This is a genomic window from Actinokineospora spheciospongiae (assembly GCF_000564855.1).
Lineage (GTDB): Bacteria > Actinomycetota > Actinomycetes > Mycobacteriales > Pseudonocardiaceae > Actinokineospora > Actinokineospora spheciospongiae.
The window spans coordinates 64,554-85,716 of record NZ_AYXG01000241.1 but is presented as its reverse complement, the minus strand read 5'-3'; the positions used below and the strand labels follow the sequence as shown (position 1 = coordinate 85,716).

Sequence of the window (21,163 nt, the reverse complement as noted above, 5' to 3'; positions counted from 1 at the left end):
CCGCGGGCGAGTCCCCCTAGAGCTGGTTCTCACCGCCGTCGACGTAGAGGTTGGCGCCGAGGACGAAGCTGCTCTGGTCCGAGGCGAGGAAGGCCACGGCGGCGGCCACCTCCGCCGCGGTTCCCACCCGGCCCAGCGGGACCGCCGCCACGAAGCCCGCCCTGACCGCCTCGGCGTCCTCCTCGCCGACCATGCCGACGATCGCGGGGGTGTCGATCGCGCCCGGCGAGATCGCGTTGACCCGAACGCCCCGCCCCTTGAGCTCGTTGGCCCAGGTCCGGGTGTAGGAGCGCAGCGCCGCCTTGGTGGCCGCGTACGTGCCGAACGCCTCGACGCCGTCGTCGGCGCGGACGGACAGGTTCAGGATCACCGAGGCACCCGCGTTGAGCAGCGGCAGGGCCTTCTGCACGGTGAACAGGGTGCCCCGGACGTTGACGCCGAAGATCCGGTCGAAGTGCTCCTCGGTGGTCTGCTCCAGGGTCGCGAAGGCCGCCGTGCCCGCGTTGGCGAACAGCACGTCCAGCCCCGCGCCCCGGGCGCGGACCGCGTCGTAGAGCCGGTCCAGGTCGGCGGGGTCCGAGATGTCCCCCGGCACCGCGGTGGCCGAGCCGATGGCCTCCACCGCCGCGTCCAGTTCGCCCTCGCGCCTGCCGGTGATGAAGACGTGCGCGCCCTCGGCCGCGAGGCGCACGGCGGCGGCCAGGCCGATCCCGCTGCTGCCGCCGGTCACCACTGCCGTCTTGCCTTCGAGCTGCCCCATGTCCCAACCTCCTGAAAGTTCAGCACCGATCGGTACTGAAAGCGACCGTAGCACTTCCAGACCGTTCGGTACCAAAGGCGTATGCTCCGGGGGTGACCGATCACCGGAAGGCCCCCATCGGCAGGCCCAGGGGGTTCGACGTCGAGCAGGCGCTCGAGCGCGCCATGCTGGTCTTCTGGGAGCGGGGCTACGAGGGGGCCAGCCTCACCGACCTGACCGGCGCCATGGGCATCACCAGGACCAGCATGTACGCGGCCTTCGGCAACAAGGAGCAACTGTTCCGCAGAGCCGTGGAGCTCTACACCGGGGGACCCGCCTCATACGGGTTGCGGGCTCTGGAGGAACCGACCGCCAAGGCGGTGGCCACGGCCTTCCTCAACGGCACGGTCCAGGCCACCACCCGCCCCGACTGCCCCTCCGGGTGCCTGGGCGTACAGGGATCACTGGCGTCCGGCGACCTGGGCAGGCCCGCCCGCGACGTGCTGACCGCGTGGCGCAACGACGCGCGCCTGCACCTCGAACGGCGCTTCCGGCGGGCCATCGACGAGGGTGACCTGCCACGGGACGCCGACGCCGGTCGGCTCGCCCGGTACGTCATGGCCGTCTCGTTCGGCATGGCCGTCCAAGCCGCCAGCGGCACCAGCCGCGACGACCTCCAGGCGGTCGCCGACACCGCACTGCGCAACTGGCCACCGGCCTGAGCGCTGCCGGTGGCGACACCCCCGGTCAGGAGGGTTCGGCCGCGCAGGCGAGGTCGTGCGCCGGGCGCTGCCCGGTGGTCAGGAACGCCGTCACCGCGTTGTCCGCGCACGTGTTCCCGCCGGTCCGGTAGGCGCCGTGGCCGCCCTGGTCGGCGGTGACCATCCGGGCCCGGTCGCCGAAGGCCCACCGCAGCTCGCGGGCGCCGACCAGGGGCGTTCCCGGGTCGCGGAGGTTCTGCACCATGAGCACGTTCGACGGGCCCCGGTCGCCGATGCGCACCTTCGGCTCGACCGGGTCGAACGGCCAGAACGCGCACGGCCGGACGTTGGCCGTGGCCGCGCCGAGCATCGGGTGGCGAACCCGGTCGAGCGCGACGTCCCACTGGTACGCCGGTACCGACCTGGACCAGCGGGAGTCGCCGCAGATCACGGCGAAGTGGCTGGAGAACGTGTTGTCGTCGTCCTGCGCGGCGGCCCGCGCGGCGGTGTCGCGGGTCGGCCCGGTCAGCGGGGTGCTCGTGTCGAACGCCTGCCAGATCTCGGCCAGCGCGGGCAGTCGGCTGTTCAGGTAGAGGAGGCCGAAGGTGAGCTTGCGGAACTGCGACCCGTCGAACCCCTGCTCCGGCGCCCGGTCCAGCCGCGCGGCCAGGTCGAAGTACTTCGCGGTCACCTGCTCCGGGGCGGTGCCCAGCCCGTACTCGGGGCGGGCGGCGGCGAACGCGGCGAAGTCCGGGAACCGGTCCTGCATGCCCCGGCCGTACCTGCGGACGGCGGTGCTGTCCAGGCCGCCGGGGCCCACGTTGCTGTCGAGCACGACGCGGTCGCTGCGCTCGGGGAACAGGGTCGTGTAGACCGCGCCGAGGTAGCTGCCGTAGGAGCCGCCGTAGTACGAGGTCTTCGGTTCGCCCAGCGCCGCCCGGATGCGGTCCATGTCGCGCGCGGTGTTCGCGGTGGTGATGTGCGGCAGCAGCGGTGCCGTCGGCGCGGCGGCGCACTGCCGGGCGACGGCCCGCGCGGCCCCGGCCTGCTCGCGGACGTCGGCCGCGTCGTGCGCGTACGGCGGGGTCAGGCCCGCGACCTGCTGCTCGGCTGTGAGGTCGCACGTCACCGGCGCGCTGTGACCGGTGCCGCGCGGGTCGAACCCGATCACGTCGTAGGTGTCCAGCACGCTCTGCGGCAGCAGGGGCGCGAGGTCGACCGGGAAGTGCAGCCCGGCCAGTCCGGGGCCACCGGGGTTCACCAGCAGCACGCCGCGCCGCTGCGCCGGGTTCTTGCTGAGCAGGCGGGAGATCGCCACCTCGATCGTCTGGCCGCCCGGGTTCCGGTGGTCCAGCGGGACCGGGAGCGTCGAGCACTCCAGCCCCGGTTCGGCGACCCCCGCCGGGCACGGACCCCAGTCCAGGCTGCTCGGTGGGGCCGCTGCCGACACCCCCGGGAGCACGGCCGTCGCCACCGCGGCGGCGGCGAGGGCCACGGACAGGTTCCTGCGCATCTTGTTCCTCCTGGTCGGCGTACCGGTTGTCGACCAGTGGAAACCATGCCGCTGCGGCACGGTCAAGCCCGGCCGCGGACAGCGGAGGACCCCGGGAGCGGGTGCTCCCGGGGTCCTCCGTCCGTTCGAGCGGCGGTCAGCCGATCTTGGGGAAGGTGCCGAACAGGTCGGCGAGCTTGGACTGCGTGTCGGTCAGGGAGGTCAGACCGGACGCACCGGTCGCGGGCAGGGTGTGCACCTCCGGCACCTCGAAGAGGTCACCGGCGAACATGCCCGACGCGGCGTCCAGGCCGGGCATGGTGAAGACGTCGGTGCGGAAGTCCCGGGGGTCCATCGTGTGGAAGCGGCCGGGGAGGTTGTCGCCCAGGCCCGCCGGGAGGACACCCACGACGGTGTCCAGCAGGGCGTCGGTCGGGAGGTGACCGAGGGCGTTGCCCGCAGGCCGGGTCACCCCGGCGACCGGCTCGGCACCGCCGGTGGCGGGCAGGTCCCGCCCGGAAAGCTGGGGCACGGCACCGAGCGGCAGCAGGCCGTTGGACGGGAGCTGGGCGAGGGCGTTGGTGGCAAGCTGGGTCACCCCCGCGATCGGGAGCTGCGGCAGGTCCCGGCCCGGCAACTGGGGCGCACCACCGACCGGGAGCGGGGGCACGCCGATGTCCTGCGGCACCAGACCACCGGACTGGAGCTGCGCCACACCGCCCGTGGGCAGCGGGGTCGACCCGCCGTTGGGCAGGTGCGGCAGGCCACCCACCGGCTTCGGGGGCAGGTCGCGACCCGTCAAGCGGGTGAGGTCCTGGGCCAGCAGACCACTGTTGTTGAGGTGCGCCACGCCACCGGCGGGCAGCGCGCCGCCGTTGGGGAGCTGCGGCAGGCCACCGATCGGCGGCTGGGGCAGGCCACGACCCGCCGACCGGGCCGGGTCGCCGGGCAGCAACTGGGGCACCAGGCCACCGGACTGGAGCTGCGCCACACCGCCCGTGGGCAGCGGGACCGCCCCACCGTTGGGCGGCTGCGGCACACCACCCGTCAGCGGCTGGGGCAGCCCACCGGTCGGGAGTTGCGGCACACCCGCCGGGAGCTGGGGCACGCCGGTCGGGAGCTGGGGCACACCCGCCGGGAGCTGCGGCAGGTCGCGGGATGCCAACGGGGCCATGCTGTTCGTGACCGCCCTGCTCACGCCACGGCCCGCGATCTGGGTGAGCTTGCCCACCGGGAGGCCGATCGCGCCGTCGATCGGGATGTTCCCCACCGATCCCACGGGCTGCTGCCTGCCCGCGGTGCCCGCGGGCACGTTGGGCACGCCGTCCGTGGGCATGGTGGGCACGCCGCGCACCGGCACCCCGGCCGGGGCACCCGTGGGCCAGGCGGGCTGGCCGTACGGCGCGTGGGCCGGGTTGCCGTACGAGGTGGGCATGGCGGGCCTCGGCATCGCGGGCATCGGCATGGTGGGGTGGTCGGCGCGACCCGCGGCACGGCCCGCGGGCCTGCTGCCGATGAGTCCGCCGTCGCTCGCGCGGGTCAGGCCGCCGAGCAGGCCGCCGCCCAGCAGGCCGCCACCGCCGTTGCCGCCGCTGAGGAGGCCGCCGACGAGCGGCAGGCCACCGGGGTTGGACAGGCCACCGAGCGGGCGGCCCAGCGTGCCCAGCGGGTTGCTGCGGGCGTGGTTGAGGACCGTGGGGGGCTTGGTGAGCGGCAGCGCGCCCACGGGCGGGAGCTCCAGCGGCTTCTCCTCGCCGACCGCCACGTCGTTGGTGTGCTTGGCGTCGGTGACGGCGTCGGCCAAGACCTTGATCGGGACGTTGTAGATCGGGGCGTTGACGCCGATCGGGCGGACGCCGTGCAGGCCGGACAGGTTCTTGTTCTCCCCGCTGGTCTCGGAGTGGCCGCCGGCGGAGCCGGTGGTGGTGTGGTCCGAGGTGCCACCCGCCTGGGCGGCGCCCGCGCTGACGGCGTCACCGTGCACCTGGGCCAGCGAGGCGGCCGGGACGTCGAACAGGTTCCCCGACACGTGGCCGCCGCGGCCGTCGGTGGTCGCGTTGCCACCGGAGGTGCCGGTGGTCTGGCTGGTGGAGCTGGACGCGCTGTCGGCACCCGCCACCGCGACGGGGGTGCCCGCGGGCTGCACGACCGGCAGCAGGGCCGGGCTCACCACGTTGCCGGACGCGTTGCCCGACTGCCCGCTGGTGGCGGTGGTGCCGCCCGCGGTGGTGGCGGTGGTGTTGGCGGCCAGGGCGGTGCCGCGGCCGAACACGGCGACCGAGTCGCCCGCGCCCTGGGCGGCACCCGCGGTCGGGGTGGAGATGATGTTGCCCGAGCCGGAGCCGTTCGAGCCGTCGGTGCCCGCGGCGTTGCCGGACACGGCGCTGGTGGTGTTGGTGGCGTCGGCCGAGCCGATGCCCGCGACCACGCCGTTGGCGCCGAAGCCCTGGGCGGGCAGCGCGCTCGGGGTCTGGGCGATGTTGCCGGAGAGGACGCCGCCGACGCCGGAGGCGGTGGACGTGCCGCCCGCCCGGGTGGTGTCGTGCAGCGCGGCGGTGCTGCCGGTCCTGGCGCCGGTGCCGAGGGCGTTGCCGAAGAACTGCACCGGGGTGGCCAGCGGGACCTGCACCAGGTTCGCGCCCGCCACCGCGCCGTCGTCGGCGGTGTTGGCGCTGCCGCCCGCGACGGTGTCCTTGCGCTGCGAGCCGGAGAAGTCGACGGTGCCGAGGGCGCCGCCGCCGTTGCCGATGCTCTCGACCGGGGTGGCGACCGGGACGACCACGCCGTTGCCGCCGCCGACGGAGTTGTCGCCGGTGCTGCCCGCGTCGCCGCCCGCCTGGGTGCTGACGGCGTGGTCGCAGGTGGCGGACGTGTCGCCCGCACCGGCCAGGCCGCTGCCGCACAGGTCGACCGGGCCCGCCACGGGGGCGCTCACCAGGGCGCCGCCGAGGGTGCTGTCGCGGCCGTGGGTGTGGGTGTGGCCGCCCGCGTCGGCGGTGGAGCTGTGGGTGTCGGCGGCGGTGGAGTTGCCCGCGACGCCCGCGGCGGTGCCGATGACCTCGACCGGGGTGGCGGCGGGGGCGGTGGCGGTGCTGCCGGAGAGGACGCCGTCGGCGCCGTCGGTGCGGGTGCCGCCGCCCGCGCCCGCGGTGGCGGTGGCCGCGCAGGTGGCGTCGGAGTTGCCGACGACCCCGGCGGTGGCGCAGTCGAGGGTGGTCGGGGTGGCGGCGGCGGGTTGCAGGACGTTGCCCGAGACCACCGAGTCCGGCGCGTAGGTGGTGACGTAGGTGGGGTAGCCCGCGAAGTCGGGGGTTTCCGCACCCGCCTGGGCGCCCGCGGTGTTGTGCGAGGTGGACTCGGCGATGCCGAACACGCTGAGCGCCTGGCCGCTGGCGTGCACCGGGGTGGCCACCGGGACGGCGCCCGCGTTGCCCGCGGCGACGGCGCCCGTGCCGTCGGTGGTGAGCACCCCGCCGGAGGCGGCGGTGGCCGACGTCGCGGAGTCGGTGGTGGCGTTGCCCGCACCCGCGACCGCGTTGCCGTTGAGCTGCAGCGGGGTGGCGCCGTGCAGGGCGCCGGTGTTGCCCGCGAGCACCCGACCGCGGCCGGAGGTGGTGGAGCCGCCGCCCGCGGTGGCGGACTGGTCGGCGGTGTTGACCACGTCGGCGTCGTCGACGGCGCCCACCGCGTTGCCGGTGACCTGGACCGGGGCGGCCCAGTCGAGGGCGACGACGTTGCCCGCCAGGGCGCGGGTGGAGCCGTCGGTGGTGATCGGCCCGGTGGTGCCCGCCGCGGTCTGGCCGGAGGTGTTCTCCGCCTCGGCGCCGCCGCCGAGGGCGACGGCGTTGCCGGAGACGTCGACCGGGACGGCGAGTTCGCCGCCCGCCCGGTTGCCGCGCAGCGTGGTGCCGCCGAGGGCGGTGGCCTTGGCGGTGGCAGCGTTCGCGGCGGGGGTCGCCGTGTGCGGCAGCCGCTTGGTCAGCGCGCCGGGGGCGACCGGGACCTCGGCGTCGACCGCGGGCAGCGCCCGCTGGCCCACCGGGGTGCCGATGACGTTGTTGTCCAGGTGGATCGGGACGGCGATCGCCGCGTCCAGCGGGGAGGCGGGCCGGTCGGGGTTGACGTCCTCGTCTGCGGAAGCGATGCCGGTACCGAGCATCAGCAAACCACCGGTGACCAGCGCGGTGTGGATTCCGCGCTTCGCCCAGGTCTGCATTCTGGTGTTCTCCTTCAGTGTTTTTCCCATACGGGGGTTTCCCTGGCGGGAGGTGCACGGGCCACCGGACGCGCTGGGCGTCGGAACAACGGGTCGGCCCGTCGGGGATCGCAGGGCGAGAACCGCCCTGACTTGCGGTAGGGCGGAGCCCTGGGGGTGTGGCTGGACGCGGGCCGTGCCGACCGCGGGCATGACCGGCCGGGAGCGCGGGGGCTCCCGGGTCACGCCGTGGGATCAGTCGGGGATGACGCCCGGCTGCGTCTGGGCGACCACCGGGAGCCGGATGCCGTCGGTGCGCAGCGCGCCGACGGGGAGCAGCTCGGTGTCGGCCGGGACCGCGGAGAGCAGGCCCAGGGTCGGGGCGTCGGTGCCGCCGGACCCGGTGGTGTGCCCCGGGTTCACCGGCGCGGGCGCGGTGAACGGGTTCTTCGGGGCCTGGGGGTGGGGGAGGAGCGGGGTGGACGTCGCGGCGCGCGGGGAACCGCGGCGGGTGGTGCCGTCGGCGGGCGCGCGCTCCTCGGCGGCGGGGGCCGCCGCGGTCTCGACCACCGGGGTCGGGGTCGCCGCGGGGGCGACCGCCTCGGGGGCGACCTCGACCGCGGGCGGTGCCGTCGTCGCCGGGGGCGCGGGCTGCTGCTCGACCGGCGCCGTGATCTCGCCGACGACCGCGTCGTCGACCTGCGCGGGGGCGGTCGGCGGCGGGGTCAGGTGCTGGGTGACATCACGACCGAGGTCCTCGACCGCGGTCTTGGCCCGGTCCGGGTCGAGCAACCTGCCGACCCCGTCGGCGAGCTGTTCGACCAGTTCGGGGGCCCCGACCACGCTGGGGACCTGGAGTTGGGTGATCCCCACCGAGGGGAGGGTCGGGGGGACGAGCGGGGCGTCCGCGCTGGCGGTGGCGGTGGAGACGGCCCACGCCGCGGCGGTCGTGGCGACGGCGCCACCGAGGACGAGGAGGGTGCGCGAGAGCGCGCGCCGCAGTGCGGCGGACGGCTCCCTCTGCTCCTGGTCCACGGTTCGGTTCCGCATCGCCTTCGGATCAGCCTTCCGATCGGGTGCGCACGGTCGGGTCCGTGCCCGGCAGACACTGTCACCAGAGGGGTCCGTGATGCGAGCGTGACCACCGAGCCTCATCACATCGTGTGGTCAACACAGAGTGTTTCCACAGGTAACCCTCGGTCATGATCCCGAGGTTGGACCGCCAATCCGGGAGAGCTGTCCACAAGCCGCGCGGCGGGTCGGCTCAGCCGCGCTTCAGCACCCGGGTCGCGCCCGCGGCCACCGTGGTGGCGAGAATCCAGCCGACGGCGATGAGCGTTCCCGCGATCCACTGGGAGACCCCGGCCATCCGCCACATGTTGTCCTGGCCCAGGTCGATGATCGGCAGCAGCAGGTCGGTGGCCAGCAGCGGCGGGTTCCACACCGGGTCGGTGTCGGAGTTGAGCCGCACCATCCGGTGCGTGGCGAACCACACCAGCCCGACCAGCCAGAACAGCGCCAGCCACACGATCGCCAGCCACGGCCGGTAGCCGAAGCCGACGGTCCACTCCTGCAACTTCCCCCAGATCCGGCCCGCCACGTGCAGCTCGGAGTAGCGGCGGCGCTGCCGCTCGAGCTGCACCACCTGCGCCATCTCCTCCTCACCGCCCTCGGCGTACACCGCGGCCAGCCGCTCGTAGGGGCCGGGCGCGAAGTCGGGCTGCACCTGCCGCAGCCAGCGCAACCGGGTGCGGACCGTCACCTCCGGGTCGGCGCGGATCGCCGAGTAGGTGAAGTCCTCCAGTTCGACCCCGCCGCGCGCGGCCCACAGCCCGGGGCCGTCGGTGACCGACGCGGCGGTGGCCCTGGTCAGCGCGACCGACCCGGCGGGCGGGTGGCGCTCGTCGAACAGCAGCACCAGTTCCTGCGCGATCAGCCCGTAGGCCTGCAACACCCTGGTCGGCACCGGGTGGCCGGGTTTGGTGCGACCGCCGAGGCGGGCGCCCTGGAAGGTGACCCGCTTGCCGACCTCGGACAGCCGGATGCGGACGCCGCCGAGGGCGCGGAAGCCGCGGCTGCACAGCAGGTCCTTGCCGATGGTGGCGACCCTGGCGTCCAGCGAGGGCTTGACGGTGCCGTCCGGGCGCAGCCGCGGTTTGATCAGGTGCGCGCCGGAGCAGTCGAGGCTGGAGCCGATGTGCGCGTTCTGCAACCGCACCGAGCCGCTGACCCGGATGTGGCGCAGGAACAGGGTGCCCGCCACGCGCAGCCGGTCGGCGAACAGGGCGTCGAGGCCGGGGGCGCGCAGCCGGGCCCGGGAGAAGCTGGCGCTGCCGTGCACCACGCCGTCGACGAAGCGGACCTGGCCGTGGGCGCGCAGCGCGTCCCCGGCCCGCCCGCGCACCCGGTCGCGGGCCTCCACGTCGCCGCCGACCTCGATGCCGTCGGCGACCAGGGCGAACGGGACGGTGGTCACCGGGGTGCCCGAGGCGAAGGCCGCCTCCAGCCCGGGGAGCACGCCCCGGGAGCCGAGGACCGCGCCGGAGAGCAGCAGGTGGCCGCCGATGCGGGCGCCGCGCAGGCCCACGGTGCCCGCGGCGGTGAACCCGGCGTCGAGGCGCAGGTCGCCGTCGACGCGCAGCCGGTCGGCGTCGAGCACGTACCCGTCGGCGTCCGCGTCGCCGGTGAGCACCAGCACGTGCTTGTCGCGGCTGGGCGCCTCGGACAGCAGCGCGCCGGAGAACACCGCGTCGCCGCCGATGCGGGCCCCGGCGAAGCGGACCGAGCCGGTGGCGTCGAAGCCGTTGTCGCAGAACAGGCTGTCGGTGACGACGAGCCCGGAGGCCTCCAGCGCGACCCGGCCGGGGTTGCGCAGCTCGGCGTCGGAGAAGTGCGCGCCGCCGCCGATATCGGCGCCGGTGAACAGCAGCTCGCCCGCCACCTGCAGCGCGATCGCCTGCACCGACCCGGTCACCCGGAGCCGTTCGGCGCGCAGCGCGACGCCCTCGGGGTGGGTGAGGGTGGCCCCCGACAGGCGCAGCGTGCCCTCGACGGTGGCGTCGGTGAGGTCGAGCACACCGGTGCAGTGGAAACCGAGTTCCAGCCGCAGGTCGCTGCCGACCCGCAGGTTCCGCGCGCGCAGCCCGGGCAGCGCGCAGCCGCGCAGGCTGAGGGTGACCAGCCGCGCCATCCGCAGGTCCGGCGGCCGCTCGAAGGCGCAGCCGTGCAGGCTCAGCACGTGCCCGACCTCGCGGCCCTCCAGCTCCCACTCGCCCGTGACGTGGGCGTTGTCCAGGCGCAGGGCGGGCATGGCGCCGTCGTCGAGCGGGTAGGCGCCGAGCAGCAGCCCGGTCAGCACCTCGCCGCGGACGCGGCGGTCGTCGTGGGCCGAGAGGTCCAGCACGGTCCCGCCCGCGAACGCTGCCCACACCTCGCGCTCGGTTTCGGTGAGCTGAGCAGGCGGTATCCGGGCGGTCACGGCTCCCATGAGATCAGATGAAGAGATCGCCGCAGGCGGTTTCGCCCGATACCGTGATCGCGGTGAGCAGAAACCGCGTCGCAGGTCTGAAGCACCGGTCGGTACCGCTGACCGAGGACGTGACCCCGTTCGTGCCCAGGGGCATGCGGGTGAGCGCGGCGCTGTCCTGGCGCTTCCTGGTGATCATCGGCGCGCTGTACGTGATCATCTGGCTGCTCGGCTACTTCGCCGCGGTGGTGGTGCCGATCGCGATCGCGCTGCTGCTCGCGGCGCTGATGGCCCCCGGGGTGAGCAAGCTGGTGGAGTGGCGGGTGCCCAGGGCGCTGGCCACGCTGATCGTGATGGTCGGCGGCATCGCCGTGCTCGGCGGCGTGCTGACCTTCGTGATCACCGAGTTCGTCAACGGCCTGCCGGAGTTGCAGACCCAGGTCAGCTCCAGCCTGGACACCATCCGCGGCTGGCTGGCCAACGGGCCGCTGCACCTGCGGCAGGACCAGATCCAGAGCTTCCTGACCAACGCGATCGACTCGCTCAAGGCGAACCAGGCGGAGATCACCTCCGGGGCGATCACCACCGCGGCGACCATCGGCGAGGTCCTCACCGGGCTGCTGCTGACGATCTTCGTGCTGATCTTCTTCCTGCACGACGGCGGCGCCATCTGGGGGTTCGTCGTGCGCGGCGTCCCCTCGCCGGTGCGCGACCGGGTCGACGTGGCGGGCAAGCGCGGGTTCTCCTCGCTGGTCAGCTACGTGCGGGCGACGGCGGCGGTGGCCGTGGTGGACGCGGTCGGCGTCGGCATCGGCCTCTACTTCGTCGGGGTGCCGCTGGTGATCCCGCTGGCCGCCCTGGTCTTCCTCACCGCGTTCATCCCGATCATCGGCGCGCTGATCGCGGGCAGCGTGGCGATCCTGGTGGCGCTGGTGGCCAACGGGCCGCTGGCGGCGCTGGTCGTGCTGATCATCCTGGTCGGGGTGATGCAACTGGAGAGCCACGTGCTGCAACCGTGGCTGCTCGGCCGGGCGGTCCGGCTGCACCCGCTGGCCGTGGTGCTGGCGATCGCCGCGGGCCTGCTCGCCGCCGGGATCTCCGGCGCGCTGCTGTCGGTGCCGCTGCTGGCGGTGCTCAACGCGGGCATCCGGTCGCTGCTGCACGAGTCGGCCCCGGACCCGGAGCAGGTCGAACCGCTGGAGGACGAGGCGTCGCAGCCCAACGACGGGGTGGAGCGGGTGGAGTGACCGCCCGGGTCCCCCGCGACCCGGCCGCTCCGCTGTGGCGGGCCGGGGTGCTGCTGCGGGTGATCACGCTGTGCTTCGCCGGGGTGGTCGTGGCCGCGCACCACGGCGAGTACGCGCGGACCTGGCTGGCGTGGGCGGTCGTCGGCGGCATGGCGGTGTGGACGCTCGCCACCGGGCTGTACTACCCGCGGCGCGGCGCCGGGCTGTGGTTCACCCTCGTCGACCTCGCGGTCTGCTGCGGTCTGATGGCGCTGTCGCGGTGGGCGCTGACGCCCGCCCAGCTCGCCGGTGAGGTGCCGCTGGTGCCGACGGTGTGGGTGACGGCCGTGGTGGCGTTCGGCGCGATCCGGGCCGGGATGCTCGGCGGCACCGCGTTCGGGCTGGTGGTGTCGCTGTGCAACTTCGCGGTGCGCGGGTTCGTCGACATCGACCTGCTGCGGGACATGGTGCTGCTGGTCGGCATCGGGTTCGTGCTGGGCCTGGCGGCGACGACGTCGCGGCAGTCGGCGCTGCGGCTGGCGGCGGCGGAGCGGATCGAGGCGGCGACCGCGGAGCGGGAGCGGCTGGCCCGCGGCATCCACGACAGCGTGCTGCAGGTGCTGGCCCGGGTCCGCAAGCGCGGGCTGGAGGTCGGCGGGGAGGCCGCGGAGCTGGGCGAGCTGGCCGGTCGGCAGGAGGTGGCGCTGCGCGCGCTGGTGTCGGCGGCGCCGCTGGAGTCGTCCTCCGGGGAGGTGGACCTGCGCGGTCTGCTCCAGGTGTTGACGACCGAGCGGGTGCACGTGTCGGCGCCGGGGACGCCGGTGCCGCTGCCGGGGTCGGTGGCCTCGGAGCTGTCGTTCCTGGTGCGGGAGGCGCTGGAGAACGTGGCGCGGCACGCCGGTCCGTCGGCGAGGGCGTGGGTGCTGCTGGAGGACCTGGGGTCGTCGGTGGTGCTCAGCGTCCGCGACGACGGGGTGGGGATTCCCGAGGGCCGGTTGGCGGAGGCGTCGGCGCAGGGGCGGATGGGGGTGGCCCGGTCGATCCGCGGCCGGGTGGCCGACCTGGGTGGCACCATCACCCTGGAAACCGCGCCGGGGCAGGGTGTGGAGTGGGAGCTGCGGGTGCCCAGGACGTGGTGACGGGCGGGTTGACGCGGGACTTGGTGTGCGACGAGCGGGACGCGGTGGGGAGCCGGACGTGAGAACGATCTCGGTCATGGTGGTCGACGACCACCCGATGTGGCGCGACGGCGTGGCCAGGGACCTGGCCGAGCGCGGTTTCGACGTGCGGGCCACCGCGGGCGACGCCGCCGCCGCGGTCCGCATCGCCGCGGCGGTGCGCCCGGACGTGGTGCTGATGGACCTCAACCTGGGCAGCGAGTCCGGCGCGGACGCCACCCGGGAGATCACCGCGTCGCTGCCCACCACCCGCGTCCTGGTCCTGTCCGCCAGCGGCGAGCACGACGACGTGCTCCAGGCGGTCAAGGCGGGCGCCTCGGGCTACCTGGTCAAGTCGGCCTCCGCCGCGGAGCTGGTGGACGCGGTCGAGCGCACCGCCGCGGGCGACGCGGTGTTCACCCCGGGCCTGGCCGGGCTGGTCCTCGGCGAGTACCGCCGGATGGCCGCCGAACCGTCCCCGCCGAGGCTGACCGACCGGGAGACGGAGGTGCTGCGGCTGGTGGCCAAGGGCCTCACCGCCCGGCAGATCGCCGACCGGCTCGTGCTGTCGCACCGCACGGTGGAGAACCACGTGCAGTCGACGCTGCGCAAGCTCCAGCTCCACAACCGGGTGGAACTGGCCAGGTACGCGATCGAACACGGCCTCGACGGATCACCGTAAAGTGGACGTGTGACCACGCCCATCGACCCCCGTGAACTCCGAGTCTCCGACGCCGAGCGCACGCACGTGGTGGGCGTGCTGCAGAAGGCGATCGGGGTGGGCCTGCTGTCCCTGGACGACTTCACCGCCCGCGCCGACACCGCGCTGGCCGCCCGCACCCGCGGTGAGCTGAACGCCGTCCTGGTGGACCTCCCCGGCCTGGTCAGCGCCGAGGCCCCGGCCGCGCCCGAGCCGAAACCGGTGGAGATCCGGGCCTCCATGTCGACCGTCCGCCGCCGCGGCGCGTGGGACGTCCCGCGCGCCCTGTCGGTGCGCAACCGCGCGGGCACGGTCGAGCTCGACTTCACCGAGGCCCGGATCACCGACCCGGTCGTCACCGTGGACGTGGACGTCTCCATGGGCACGGTCGAGCTGGTGGTCCCCGACGAGGCGGCGTGCGACCTGCACGTCGACACCGTCGTCGGCGGCACCGTCAGCGACCGCGGCGCCCGCCGGGCCACCGGCGGCGGCACCCGGTTCGTGGTGACGGGCCTGGTCAAGGCGGGCAACCTGAACATCCGCCGCCCGACCGTGGCCCGCATCGGCCCGCTGGTCATCGGCAGGCACTGGAAGCTCACCTGGACCGACCGCCCGGACCGCCGCCGCCTCGGGTAGCCCCTGGGCGCTAGACGACGTGCAGCCGGGTCGGCGTGATCACCACCGGGGTGGAGAACAGCTCGGCGAACCGCTCCGGGGTGCCGAACATGGCCCCGATGCGCTCGGTGTACTTGGCCAGGTAGCCGGGTTGCCCGTGCGCGGGCGCCTCGCCGGGCGCCACCGCGGCCGCAGCCGGTTCTCGCCGCGCTCGCGGTCGGCGGGCTGGAGGTGCGCGGTGAGCGCCCCGAGTGCTGTGTTCGGTGCGGTGCTCATGTCGTTCCCCCTGGTGGACGTCGATCGGGGACGCTAGCCGGGGGGTACGACAGTTCTCAGCATGCGGATCAAGGGCGGACAGCGCGGGTGAACAGGTCGGCCAGTTCACGCCCGTACGCGGTGAGGTCGAGGTCCGGTTCCGCGGCGGCGCGCTGGGCGGCGCCGTCGAGGGCACTCGCGACGGCCTCGGCCACCACGGCGGTGTCGAACTGACCGAAGACGCCCTCGCGCTGCCCCTGGTGCAACTGGCGCTGCAACCGCCCGACGCGGAAGTCGCGCAGCACCACCGCGTACATCGGCTCGCGCGCGCCGGTCCCGATCTCGACGACGGCCCGCAGGTGCTTGGGGTGGGTGCGCAGGTACTCCACCCGCGCCTCGATGTGCGCGCGCAGCAACTCCACCCGGTCGACGACCCCGGCGATGCGGGCGTCGAGCACCTCGTCCCCGGCGGCGATGGCGCTGACCAGCACGGCCATCACCAGGTCGGACTTGTCGGCGAAGTGGTAGGAGATCATCCGGGTGCTGCTCAGGCCCGCGTGCTCGACGATCCGGGCGAAGGACGCCTTGCCGTAGCCGAGGTCGGCGATGACCTCGATGGCCGCGTCGGTGATCTGCTTGCGCCGGGCCAGCTCGGTCGCCGTCTGCTCATTTACCTGCATGAGTAAATATTAACACGGTTGAGTAAGACTGTGCCGCGGAATTCGGCGGGATCAGCGGTGGGGCTTGGTGGTGACCAGGTGGAAGAGGCGGGCGGTGTGCTTGTACGGGTGCCGGTCGGCGAGGGCCAGTTCCAGGCGTTCGAGGGCCGCGAAGAAGGTGGGGTCGGACTTCTTGGCGTTGTCGGTGATGTAGTCGTTGGTGGTGCGGATGCCGTAGTGGGACGGAGGCGGGCAGCCGAGGTCGGCGAGGGTGTCGGTGATCTCTTCGGCGGTGTGCAGGGTGATGTGCCGGTCGAAGAGTTCGGTGCGCGCGCGGGGGTTGTCGAGGGCGGCCAGGGCTGCCTCGGGGTCCAGGTCGCGGATTGCGGCGACCAGGGGGGCGGAGTGCCGGTTGACGGTCATGACCGAGAGCACGCCCCCGGGGCGGAGGTGGGTCAGGGCCGCGGCGAGGGTGGCGCCGGGGTCGTCCACGTAGGGCAGGACGTTGTGGCAGAGGACGGCGTCGTACTCGCTCGGTGGCAGGGCGTGGATGTCGGACTCGACGCAGGTGATGCGGGTGGTGAGGGCCGCCCCGTGGGCTCGGGCGCGGGCGGCGGTGAGCATGTCCGGGGAGTGGTCGACGATCGTGACGTGGTGGCCCCGGGCGGCCAGGCGGATCGCGTCGGCGCCGTCGCCGCCCGCCAGGTCCAGGATGCGCAGCGGGGTCGGGGGGAGGTGGCGGGCGAGGTTCGCCTCCGCCACCGCGTACCGCAGGCGCCCCCACGGGCTGTCCTGCCACTCGCGCCAGGTGGACACGGCCGCTACCCCCGGCCCAGTTCGTCGGCCGTGGGGTAGGAGGGTTGGGCGCCGGGGCGGGTGACGGAGATGGCGGCGACCAGGACCGCCGTGCGCGCCGCCTCTTCGAGGGTGGTCCCGGTGGCGAGGGAGGCGGCCAGCGCGCCCGCGAAGGCGTCCCCGGCGCCGGTGGTGTCCACGGCGGCGACCGCGGGGGCGGGGATGTCGGTCGTGCCCTCCGGGGTGAGGACCCGGGCACCCCGGGCGCCGCGCGTGATGATCGCGGTGCGCGGGCCCAGCGCCAGGAGGTCGCCGGTGCCGCCGGTGAGGGCGTGGGCCTCGTGCTCGTTGACGACCAGCGGGTCCAGGGCGGCGAGGGTCCGCGGGCTCAGGTCCGCCACGGGGGACAGGTTGAGGACGGGCCGGACACCCCCGGCCGCCGCCAGCGCCACCGCGTGCTCCACCACCGGCAGCGGGACCTCCAGGGACGCCACGAGGACCGCCGCGCCGGTGAGGTCGACGTCCTCGGGGGTGAGTGCGGCGTTCGCGCCGGGGGAGACGACGATGGAGTTCTCCCCGTCCGGGGTCACCGTGATGAACGCGGTCCCGGTGGGACGGTCCACCCGGCGGACCCGGGTGGTGTCGACGTGGGCCGAGCGCAGGGAATCCAGCAGCAGGTCGCCGTGGGCATCGGTGCCGAGGGCTCCGACGAAGGCGACCGGGGCGCCGAGCCTGCCCGCGGCGACGGCGGTGTTCGCGCCCTTGCCGCCGGGGATGGTCTCCACGTCGGAGCCGAGGGCGGTCTCGCCACCGGCGGGTCTGGCGGGGACCGCCACGACCAGGTCCGCGTTCGCCGAGCCGAGAACCACCACGGTGTCGTCCACGGATCGAGCCTAGTCAGCGGCCGTTGCCAATTGCGAACGTACGCAAGTGTGAACGATATCGGGGTACCGGGGAGCCGCGGTGCCACAATGTGCGTCACTGTTTTGTGCGCCCGGGGAACCGGTCGCACGTGAGTCCCGATGGCGGGCCCCCGTGGCCCGCCCCGGGTGCCGGTCCGGGTGTTCGCACCCGGGTCGGTTTCCGTGTCCACCGGCGTCGGTCGCGTAGCCCCCCGAGCGATCGGCGCCGGTGGCGCGGTCCGTGCGCGGCCCCGTCCTCCTCAGACCCGTTCCAGCTCGCGGTTCGGGGTCTCCACTTCCGACAGCCCCGCCCGCTCTTGGAGCCTGCGCAGCGGGGCGGGTGCCCACCACGCCCGGTCGCCGAAGAGGCGGATGACGGCGGGCACCAGCAGCAGCCGCACGACCGTGGCGTCCAGCAGCAGGGCGACGATCATGCCGACGCCGATGAGCCGCATGCTCTGCAGGCTCGACAGGCCGAACGCGCCCGTCACGACCGCCAGCAGCAGGGCGGCGGCGGTGATCATCGGTCCGGTGCGGACCAGTCCGGTGCGGACGGCGTCGCGGGTGGACAGGCCGGTGTGGCGGGCCTCGACCACCCGCGACAGCAGGAACGTCTCGTAGTCGGTGGACAGCCCGAACACCACCGCGCCGACGAGCACGAGCATCCCCGCCTGCATGGGTTGCGGGGTGACGTCGAGCAGCCCGGCGCCGTGCCCGTCCTCGAACACGAACGTCAGCACGCCGTAGGTGGCCGACAGGCTCAGCGCGCTCATCACCACGGCCTTGACCGGCAGCAGCACCGACCCGAACGCCAGGAACATCAGCACCAGCGTGGCCAGGACGAGGGTGCCGACCATCCACGGCACGCCGTCGCTGATCGAGGTGAACTGGTCGGCGGTGCGCGCGGGGAACCCGCCGACAAGCACCTCACCGCCGGACGGCAGCTCGCGCAGGGCCACCACGGCGTCGTGGCTCTGCGGCGATGCGGCGTCCCCCTGCAACGGCACGGTGAGGGCCACGACGCCGTCCTTGGCGCCCTTGGGCGCCACGCCGAGGACACCGGGGATCTTGCTCGCCTCGGCGGTGAACGCCTGCACGCCCGCCTCGTCGACCCCGCGCAGCAGGACGGTGGCGGTGTTGTTGGAGGCGGCGGGGAAGTTCGTGGCGATGGTCTCGGCGGTGGCGCGGTGCGGGTCGCCCGGGGGGAGCTGCTTCTCGTCGGCGGTGCCGAAGGTGGCGCCGGTGAACGGGACGGCCAGCACGAGCAGCACGGCGACGATCGCCCCGGCGAACCAGACCGGCCTGCGCATCACCGCGTCCGCCAGCCTGCCGACAAGCCCGTTCTCCGACGGTCCGTTGTTCTTGCGCCACGGCACGGCGCCCTTCTCGACGCGGTGCCCGAGGATCGACAGCAGCGCGGGCAGCAGCGTCAGCGACAGCAGGGCGGCGATGGCGACGGCGGACATGCCGCCGTAGGCCATGGACCGGAGGAAGTCCATCGGGAAGACCAGCAGTCCCGCCAGGGCGATGACCAGCAGCGTCGCCGAGAACGCGACCGTGCGCCCCGCCGTGGCGATGGCCCGCGCGACGGCCTGCTGCGGGGTGGCGCCCGCCGCCAGCTCCTCCCGGTAGCGGCCCACGGTGAACAGCCCGTAGTCGATCGCCATGCCCAGCCCGAGCAGGGTCGCCACGTTGACGGCGAAGGTGTTGATCTCCAGCCCCAGGCTCAGCAGCCGCAGCACGGCCAGCGACCCGAAGATCGACAACCCGCCGACGAGCACCGGCAGCGAGGCGGCCACCACCGTGCCGAAGATGACCACCAGCAGGATCAGCGTGATCGGCAGCGAGATGGCCTCGGCGACCACCAGGTCCGACGTGGACTGCTCGGTCATCGCGACCTCGGTCGGCACCTGCCCGCCCACCTCGGTCCGCACACCGTCGACCTCCAGCCGGTCGGCGATCTGCTCGTAGGCCTTCTGCCGCGCGTCGGTGCTGTCGCCCGCGAGGGAGATGGTGGCGAGCGCCCTGGTCTTGTCCGGCGTGGCCAGCGCGGCCTGCCGGGTGGACCAGTAGTCGACCCGCTGCGCGACCGCCGACGCGGGCAGCGCGTCCAGGCTCGCGGTCACCTTCCGCGCCACGTCCGGGTCGTCCACGTTCGCGGCGGTGTAGAGGATGACGACCTCGGCGGGCTTCTGCCCCAACTCCTGCTCGACGACCTGGTCCACGCGGTAGGACTCGCTGGCCGGGTCGTCGTAACCACCCTGGGTGAGCTTGTCGAAGACGCCCAGCCCCCACAGCCCACCGCCCACGGTCAGCACCAACGCGATCGTCAGCACCAACCAGCGGTGGACGTGCACGGCCGAACCCCACGCACGGAACACGGCGTTCCCCCTGATGGCTCTTGTCGGTGGTGATCCCCACGAAGGGCCGCTACCGTCTGGATAACAACGCTCTTAGTTAACACTGTTCACGGTAACTATTGATTAACACCGTTCACAAGATTCCGGAGACCAGAGATGACGCAGGCCACAAGACGTGACCGTGGCCGAGCCGACACCGACCGGGACATCCGCTCCCAGGCCCGAGCACTCCTGGTGAGCGACGGCCCCCAAGCGGTCACCCTGCGTGCGATCGCCCGGGAGCTGGGCATCACCGCCCCCGCGCTGTACCGCTACTACGCCTCCCGAGAAGACCTGATCGACCACCTGCGCCGAGACGTGTGCACCGACCTGGCGGCGGACCTGGAGTCGGCGCTGACCGACGTGCCCCAGGAAGACCACCTCGGCCGGGTGCTGACGCTGTGCCGGGGGTTCCGGGCGTGGGCGCTGGCCCACCCGCAGGAGTTCGCCCTGGTCTTCGCCTCACCCTCGGGCAGCCCGGCCGAGCAGCACAGCGTCGAGAAGGACAGCTTCGGCCGCGTCTTCCTGGCGGTCGCGGGCCGCGTCCTGGCCACCGGCCTGCTGCTGGGCAGGCCGGACGAGTCGGTGCCCGACCCGCTGCGCGCAGACCTGACCGGCTTCCGCGACGACCTTCTCGCGACGATCAACGGGAGCGGGGTGGACCTGCCCGCCGACCTGCTGGGCACGGGCATGGCCTACGCGCTGTTGCAGTTCTGGGTGCGGCTCTACGGTCAGGTGGCGCTGGAGGTCTTCGGCCAGGTCCCGTTCCCGCTGACGAACGCCGAGCCCCTGTTCGAGTCGATGCTGGCCGACCTCACCCGCGAGGTCGGCCTGCACTGAGGCGGGTCAGAGCCCGATGACCGGCGGGGCCGCCTTGCCCGGCTTGCCGTAGAGGAGCTCGTTGTAGAAGTCGTCCTGGAAGCCGTACCCGGCGGGTGGACTCCCGAACCGCTGGTCGCTGCCCGGTGAACCAGGACCGCCTGCCCGGGGTGGGAGCGGCTGCGGCCGGACGACCGGTTCCGGCGCCTGCTCACCCAGGACGGGGATGCAGGCCCGCCGCCCTTCGGAGCAGAAGAAGTCGCAGCGCGCGGTGCACCTGTGCGCGGGCGGCGGGGAGGGTCGGGGCACCCGGGGCGCGGGCACCGCGAACGGGCGGTGCCGAACCTGCGGGGTTCCCCGGCCGAAGAGGGAGTCGGTGGCGAACGGGGTGGCCGGTTCGCGCGGTGTCCAGTCCAGGCCGGGGCGGGCCTCGCGCAGGCGCACCACGCCGAGGAAGACGACGCCGAAGGCCCAGAGCAGCTTGGTCAGCTTGCCGGGCACCTGGTCGAGGTCGGCCAGCCACTCCTCGGTGTAGCGCTCGGTCTTCTGCGCCGAGCGCAGCCGCCGAGCACCCCACCTGAGCAGGGCCTTGGCCAGCGCCGGGGACACCTCCCCGCACTCGGCCACGACGATCGGCACCAGCAGACCGCCCAACATGAAGGCGATGACCGGGTTCACCGCCACCCCCTCCACTCCGGCGCGGGCCGGGGCGCGAACCCCCGGGACGGGGTGGAGGTCCGCTGCCGGACCGCCCCCCGGCGCTCGACCAGCAACGCCCGGGCACCACCGAGGCCGTCCGGGCTGAGGCGGTAGAAGCGGCGGCGGGGACCGCGCGCGCTCGGCTCGTCCAGCTCCCACTCGCTGACCACCCAGCCGGCCTCTTCGAGCCGGGCCAGGATCGGGTAGACGCTGCCGGTCTTGCGGCCCGCGTTCTGGGCGATCTTGAGGCCGTAGAGCTGGTCATCGGGACCGAGCAGGGCCTCCAGGACGTCCAGCGTCGCCGCGGTGATGCGGAACGGTGGACCGGCCATGGGCCAACTCTA

Annotated in this window: 18 protein-coding genes; 6 read left to right on the top strand and 12 right to left on the bottom strand. The window is 74.0% G+C overall.

What is annotated here, in order from left to right; all coding sequences use genetic code 11:
- Positions 1-16 precede the first annotated feature (16 nt).
- Entirely contained in the window at positions 17-760 is a 744-nt protein-coding gene (locus UO65_RS31045; RefSeq protein WP_035289911.1) for an SDR family oxidoreductase, read from the bottom strand.
- Between the two features lie 92 nt (positions 761-852).
- On the opposite strand from UO65_RS31045, the gene UO65_RS31040 reads away from it, so the two are divergent.
- Entirely contained in the window at positions 853-1,461 is a 609-nt protein-coding gene (locus tag UO65_RS31040; RefSeq protein WP_035289909.1) for a TetR/AcrR family transcriptional regulator, read from the top strand.
- Between the two features lie 25 nt (positions 1,462-1,486).
- Here UO65_RS31040 and UO65_RS31035 read toward each other — a convergent pair whose 3' ends face one another.
- The 4 genes from UO65_RS31035 to UO65_RS31020 form a co-directional block, all read right to left on the bottom strand.
- Positions 1,487-2,953, bottom strand: coding sequence for an alpha/beta hydrolase (locus UO65_RS31035; RefSeq protein ID WP_035289906.1), 1,467 nt, complete (start codon positions 2,951-2,953; stop codon positions 1,487-1,489).
- A gap of 136 nt (positions 2,954-3,089) precedes the next feature.
- Positions 3,090-7,148 (bottom strand): beta strand repeat-containing protein, encoded by a 4,059-nt coding sequence (locus UO65_RS33875; RefSeq protein WP_052022046.1) that lies wholly within the window; start codon positions 7,146-7,148, stop codon positions 3,090-3,092.
- A 234-nt stretch (positions 7,149-7,382) separates the two neighbouring features.
- The gene (locus tag UO65_RS31025) at positions 7,383-8,162 is read right to left on the bottom strand and encodes a hypothetical protein (RefSeq protein ID WP_035289903.1); all 780 of its coding nucleotides are present in this window, start codon (positions 8,160-8,162) and stop codon (positions 7,383-7,385) included.
- Positions 8,163-8,391: 229 nt separating this feature from the next.
- The gene (locus tag UO65_RS31020; RefSeq protein ID WP_233427909.1) at positions 8,392-10,605 is read right to left on the bottom strand and encodes a hypothetical protein; all 2,214 of its coding nucleotides are present in this window, start codon (positions 10,603-10,605) and stop codon (positions 8,392-8,394) included.
- 143 nt (positions 10,606-10,748) lie between these two features.
- Here UO65_RS31020 and UO65_RS31015 point away from each other — a divergent pair, with 143 nt between their 5' ends.
- The 4 genes from UO65_RS31015 (at position 10,749) to UO65_RS31000 (ending at position 14,312) form a co-directional block, all read left to right on the top strand.
- A complete protein-coding gene (locus UO65_RS31015; RefSeq protein WP_233427917.1) occupies positions 10,749-11,840 on the top strand; it encodes an AI-2E family transporter in 1,092 nt (363 codons plus the stop codon).
- Positions 11,837-12,958 (top strand): MacS family sensor histidine kinase, encoded by a 1,122-nt coding sequence (gene macS, locus UO65_RS31010; RefSeq protein ID WP_035289898.1) that lies wholly within the window; start codon positions 11,837-11,839, stop codon positions 12,956-12,958. The genes UO65_RS31015 and macS overlap by 4 nt, the downstream gene beginning before the upstream one ends.
- Before the next feature lie 76 nt (positions 12,959-13,034).
- Positions 13,035-13,658, top strand: coding sequence for a response regulator (locus tag UO65_RS31005; RefSeq protein WP_035289895.1), 624 nt, complete (start codon positions 13,035-13,037; stop codon positions 13,656-13,658).
- A gap of 9 nt (positions 13,659-13,667) precedes the next feature.
- Positions 13,668-14,312 (top strand): DUF1707 SHOCT-like domain-containing protein, encoded by a 645-nt coding sequence (locus UO65_RS31000; protein ID WP_035289893.1) that lies wholly within the window; start codon positions 13,668-13,670, stop codon positions 14,310-14,312.
- Positions 14,313-14,322: 10 nt separating this feature from the next.
- Here the strand turns inward: UO65_RS31000 and UO65_RS37095 are convergent, their stop codons facing one another.
- The 5 genes from UO65_RS37095 to UO65_RS30980 all read right to left on the bottom strand — a co-directional run bounded on the left by UO65_RS37095 (position 14,323) and on the right by UO65_RS30980 (position 19,283).
- Positions 14,323-14,475: a hypothetical protein gene (locus tag UO65_RS37095; RefSeq protein WP_161784546.1), complete on the bottom strand. Its 153-nt coding sequence runs from the start codon at positions 14,473-14,475 to the stop codon at positions 14,323-14,325.
- 160 nt (positions 14,476-14,635) lie between these two features.
- On the bottom strand, positions 14,636-15,226 hold the full coding sequence (locus UO65_RS30995; RefSeq protein ID WP_035289891.1) for a TetR/AcrR family transcriptional regulator: 591 nt from the start codon (positions 15,224-15,226) through the stop codon (positions 14,636-14,638).
- 51 nt (positions 15,227-15,277) lie between these two features.
- The gene (locus UO65_RS30990; RefSeq protein ID WP_035289889.1) at positions 15,278-16,021 is read right to left on the bottom strand and encodes a methyltransferase domain-containing protein; all 744 of its coding nucleotides are present in this window, start codon (positions 16,019-16,021) and stop codon (positions 15,278-15,280) included.
- Positions 16,022-16,026: 5 nt separating this feature from the next.
- Positions 16,027-16,884 (bottom strand): ribokinase, encoded by an 858-nt coding sequence (locus UO65_RS30985; protein ID WP_035289887.1) that lies wholly within the window; start codon positions 16,882-16,884, stop codon positions 16,027-16,029.
- 278 nt (positions 16,885-17,162) lie between these two features.
- Entirely contained in the window at positions 17,163-19,283 is a 2,121-nt protein-coding gene (locus UO65_RS30980) for an MMPL family transporter (protein WP_052022045.1), read from the bottom strand.
- A 135-nt stretch (positions 19,284-19,418) separates the two neighbouring features.
- Here UO65_RS30980 and UO65_RS30975 point away from each other — a divergent pair, with 135 nt between their 5' ends.
- The gene (locus UO65_RS30975) at positions 19,419-20,141 is read left to right on the top strand and encodes a TetR/AcrR family transcriptional regulator (protein ID WP_035289885.1); all 723 of its coding nucleotides are present in this window, start codon (positions 19,419-19,421) and stop codon (positions 20,139-20,141) included.
- Positions 20,142-20,147: 6 nt separating this feature from the next.
- Here UO65_RS30975 and UO65_RS30970 read toward each other — a convergent pair whose 3' ends face one another.
- Positions 20,148-20,798 (bottom strand): hypothetical protein, encoded by a 651-nt coding sequence (locus tag UO65_RS30970; protein ID WP_152552368.1) that lies wholly within the window; start codon positions 20,796-20,798, stop codon positions 20,148-20,150.
- Complete coding sequence (locus UO65_RS30965; RefSeq protein WP_052022044.1) at positions 20,795-21,151, bottom strand: PadR family transcriptional regulator; 357 nt, start codon at positions 21,149-21,151, stop codon at positions 20,795-20,797. The genes UO65_RS30970 and UO65_RS30965 overlap by 4 nt, the downstream gene beginning before the upstream one ends.
- Between the last annotated feature and the right edge of the window lie 12 nt (positions 21,152-21,163).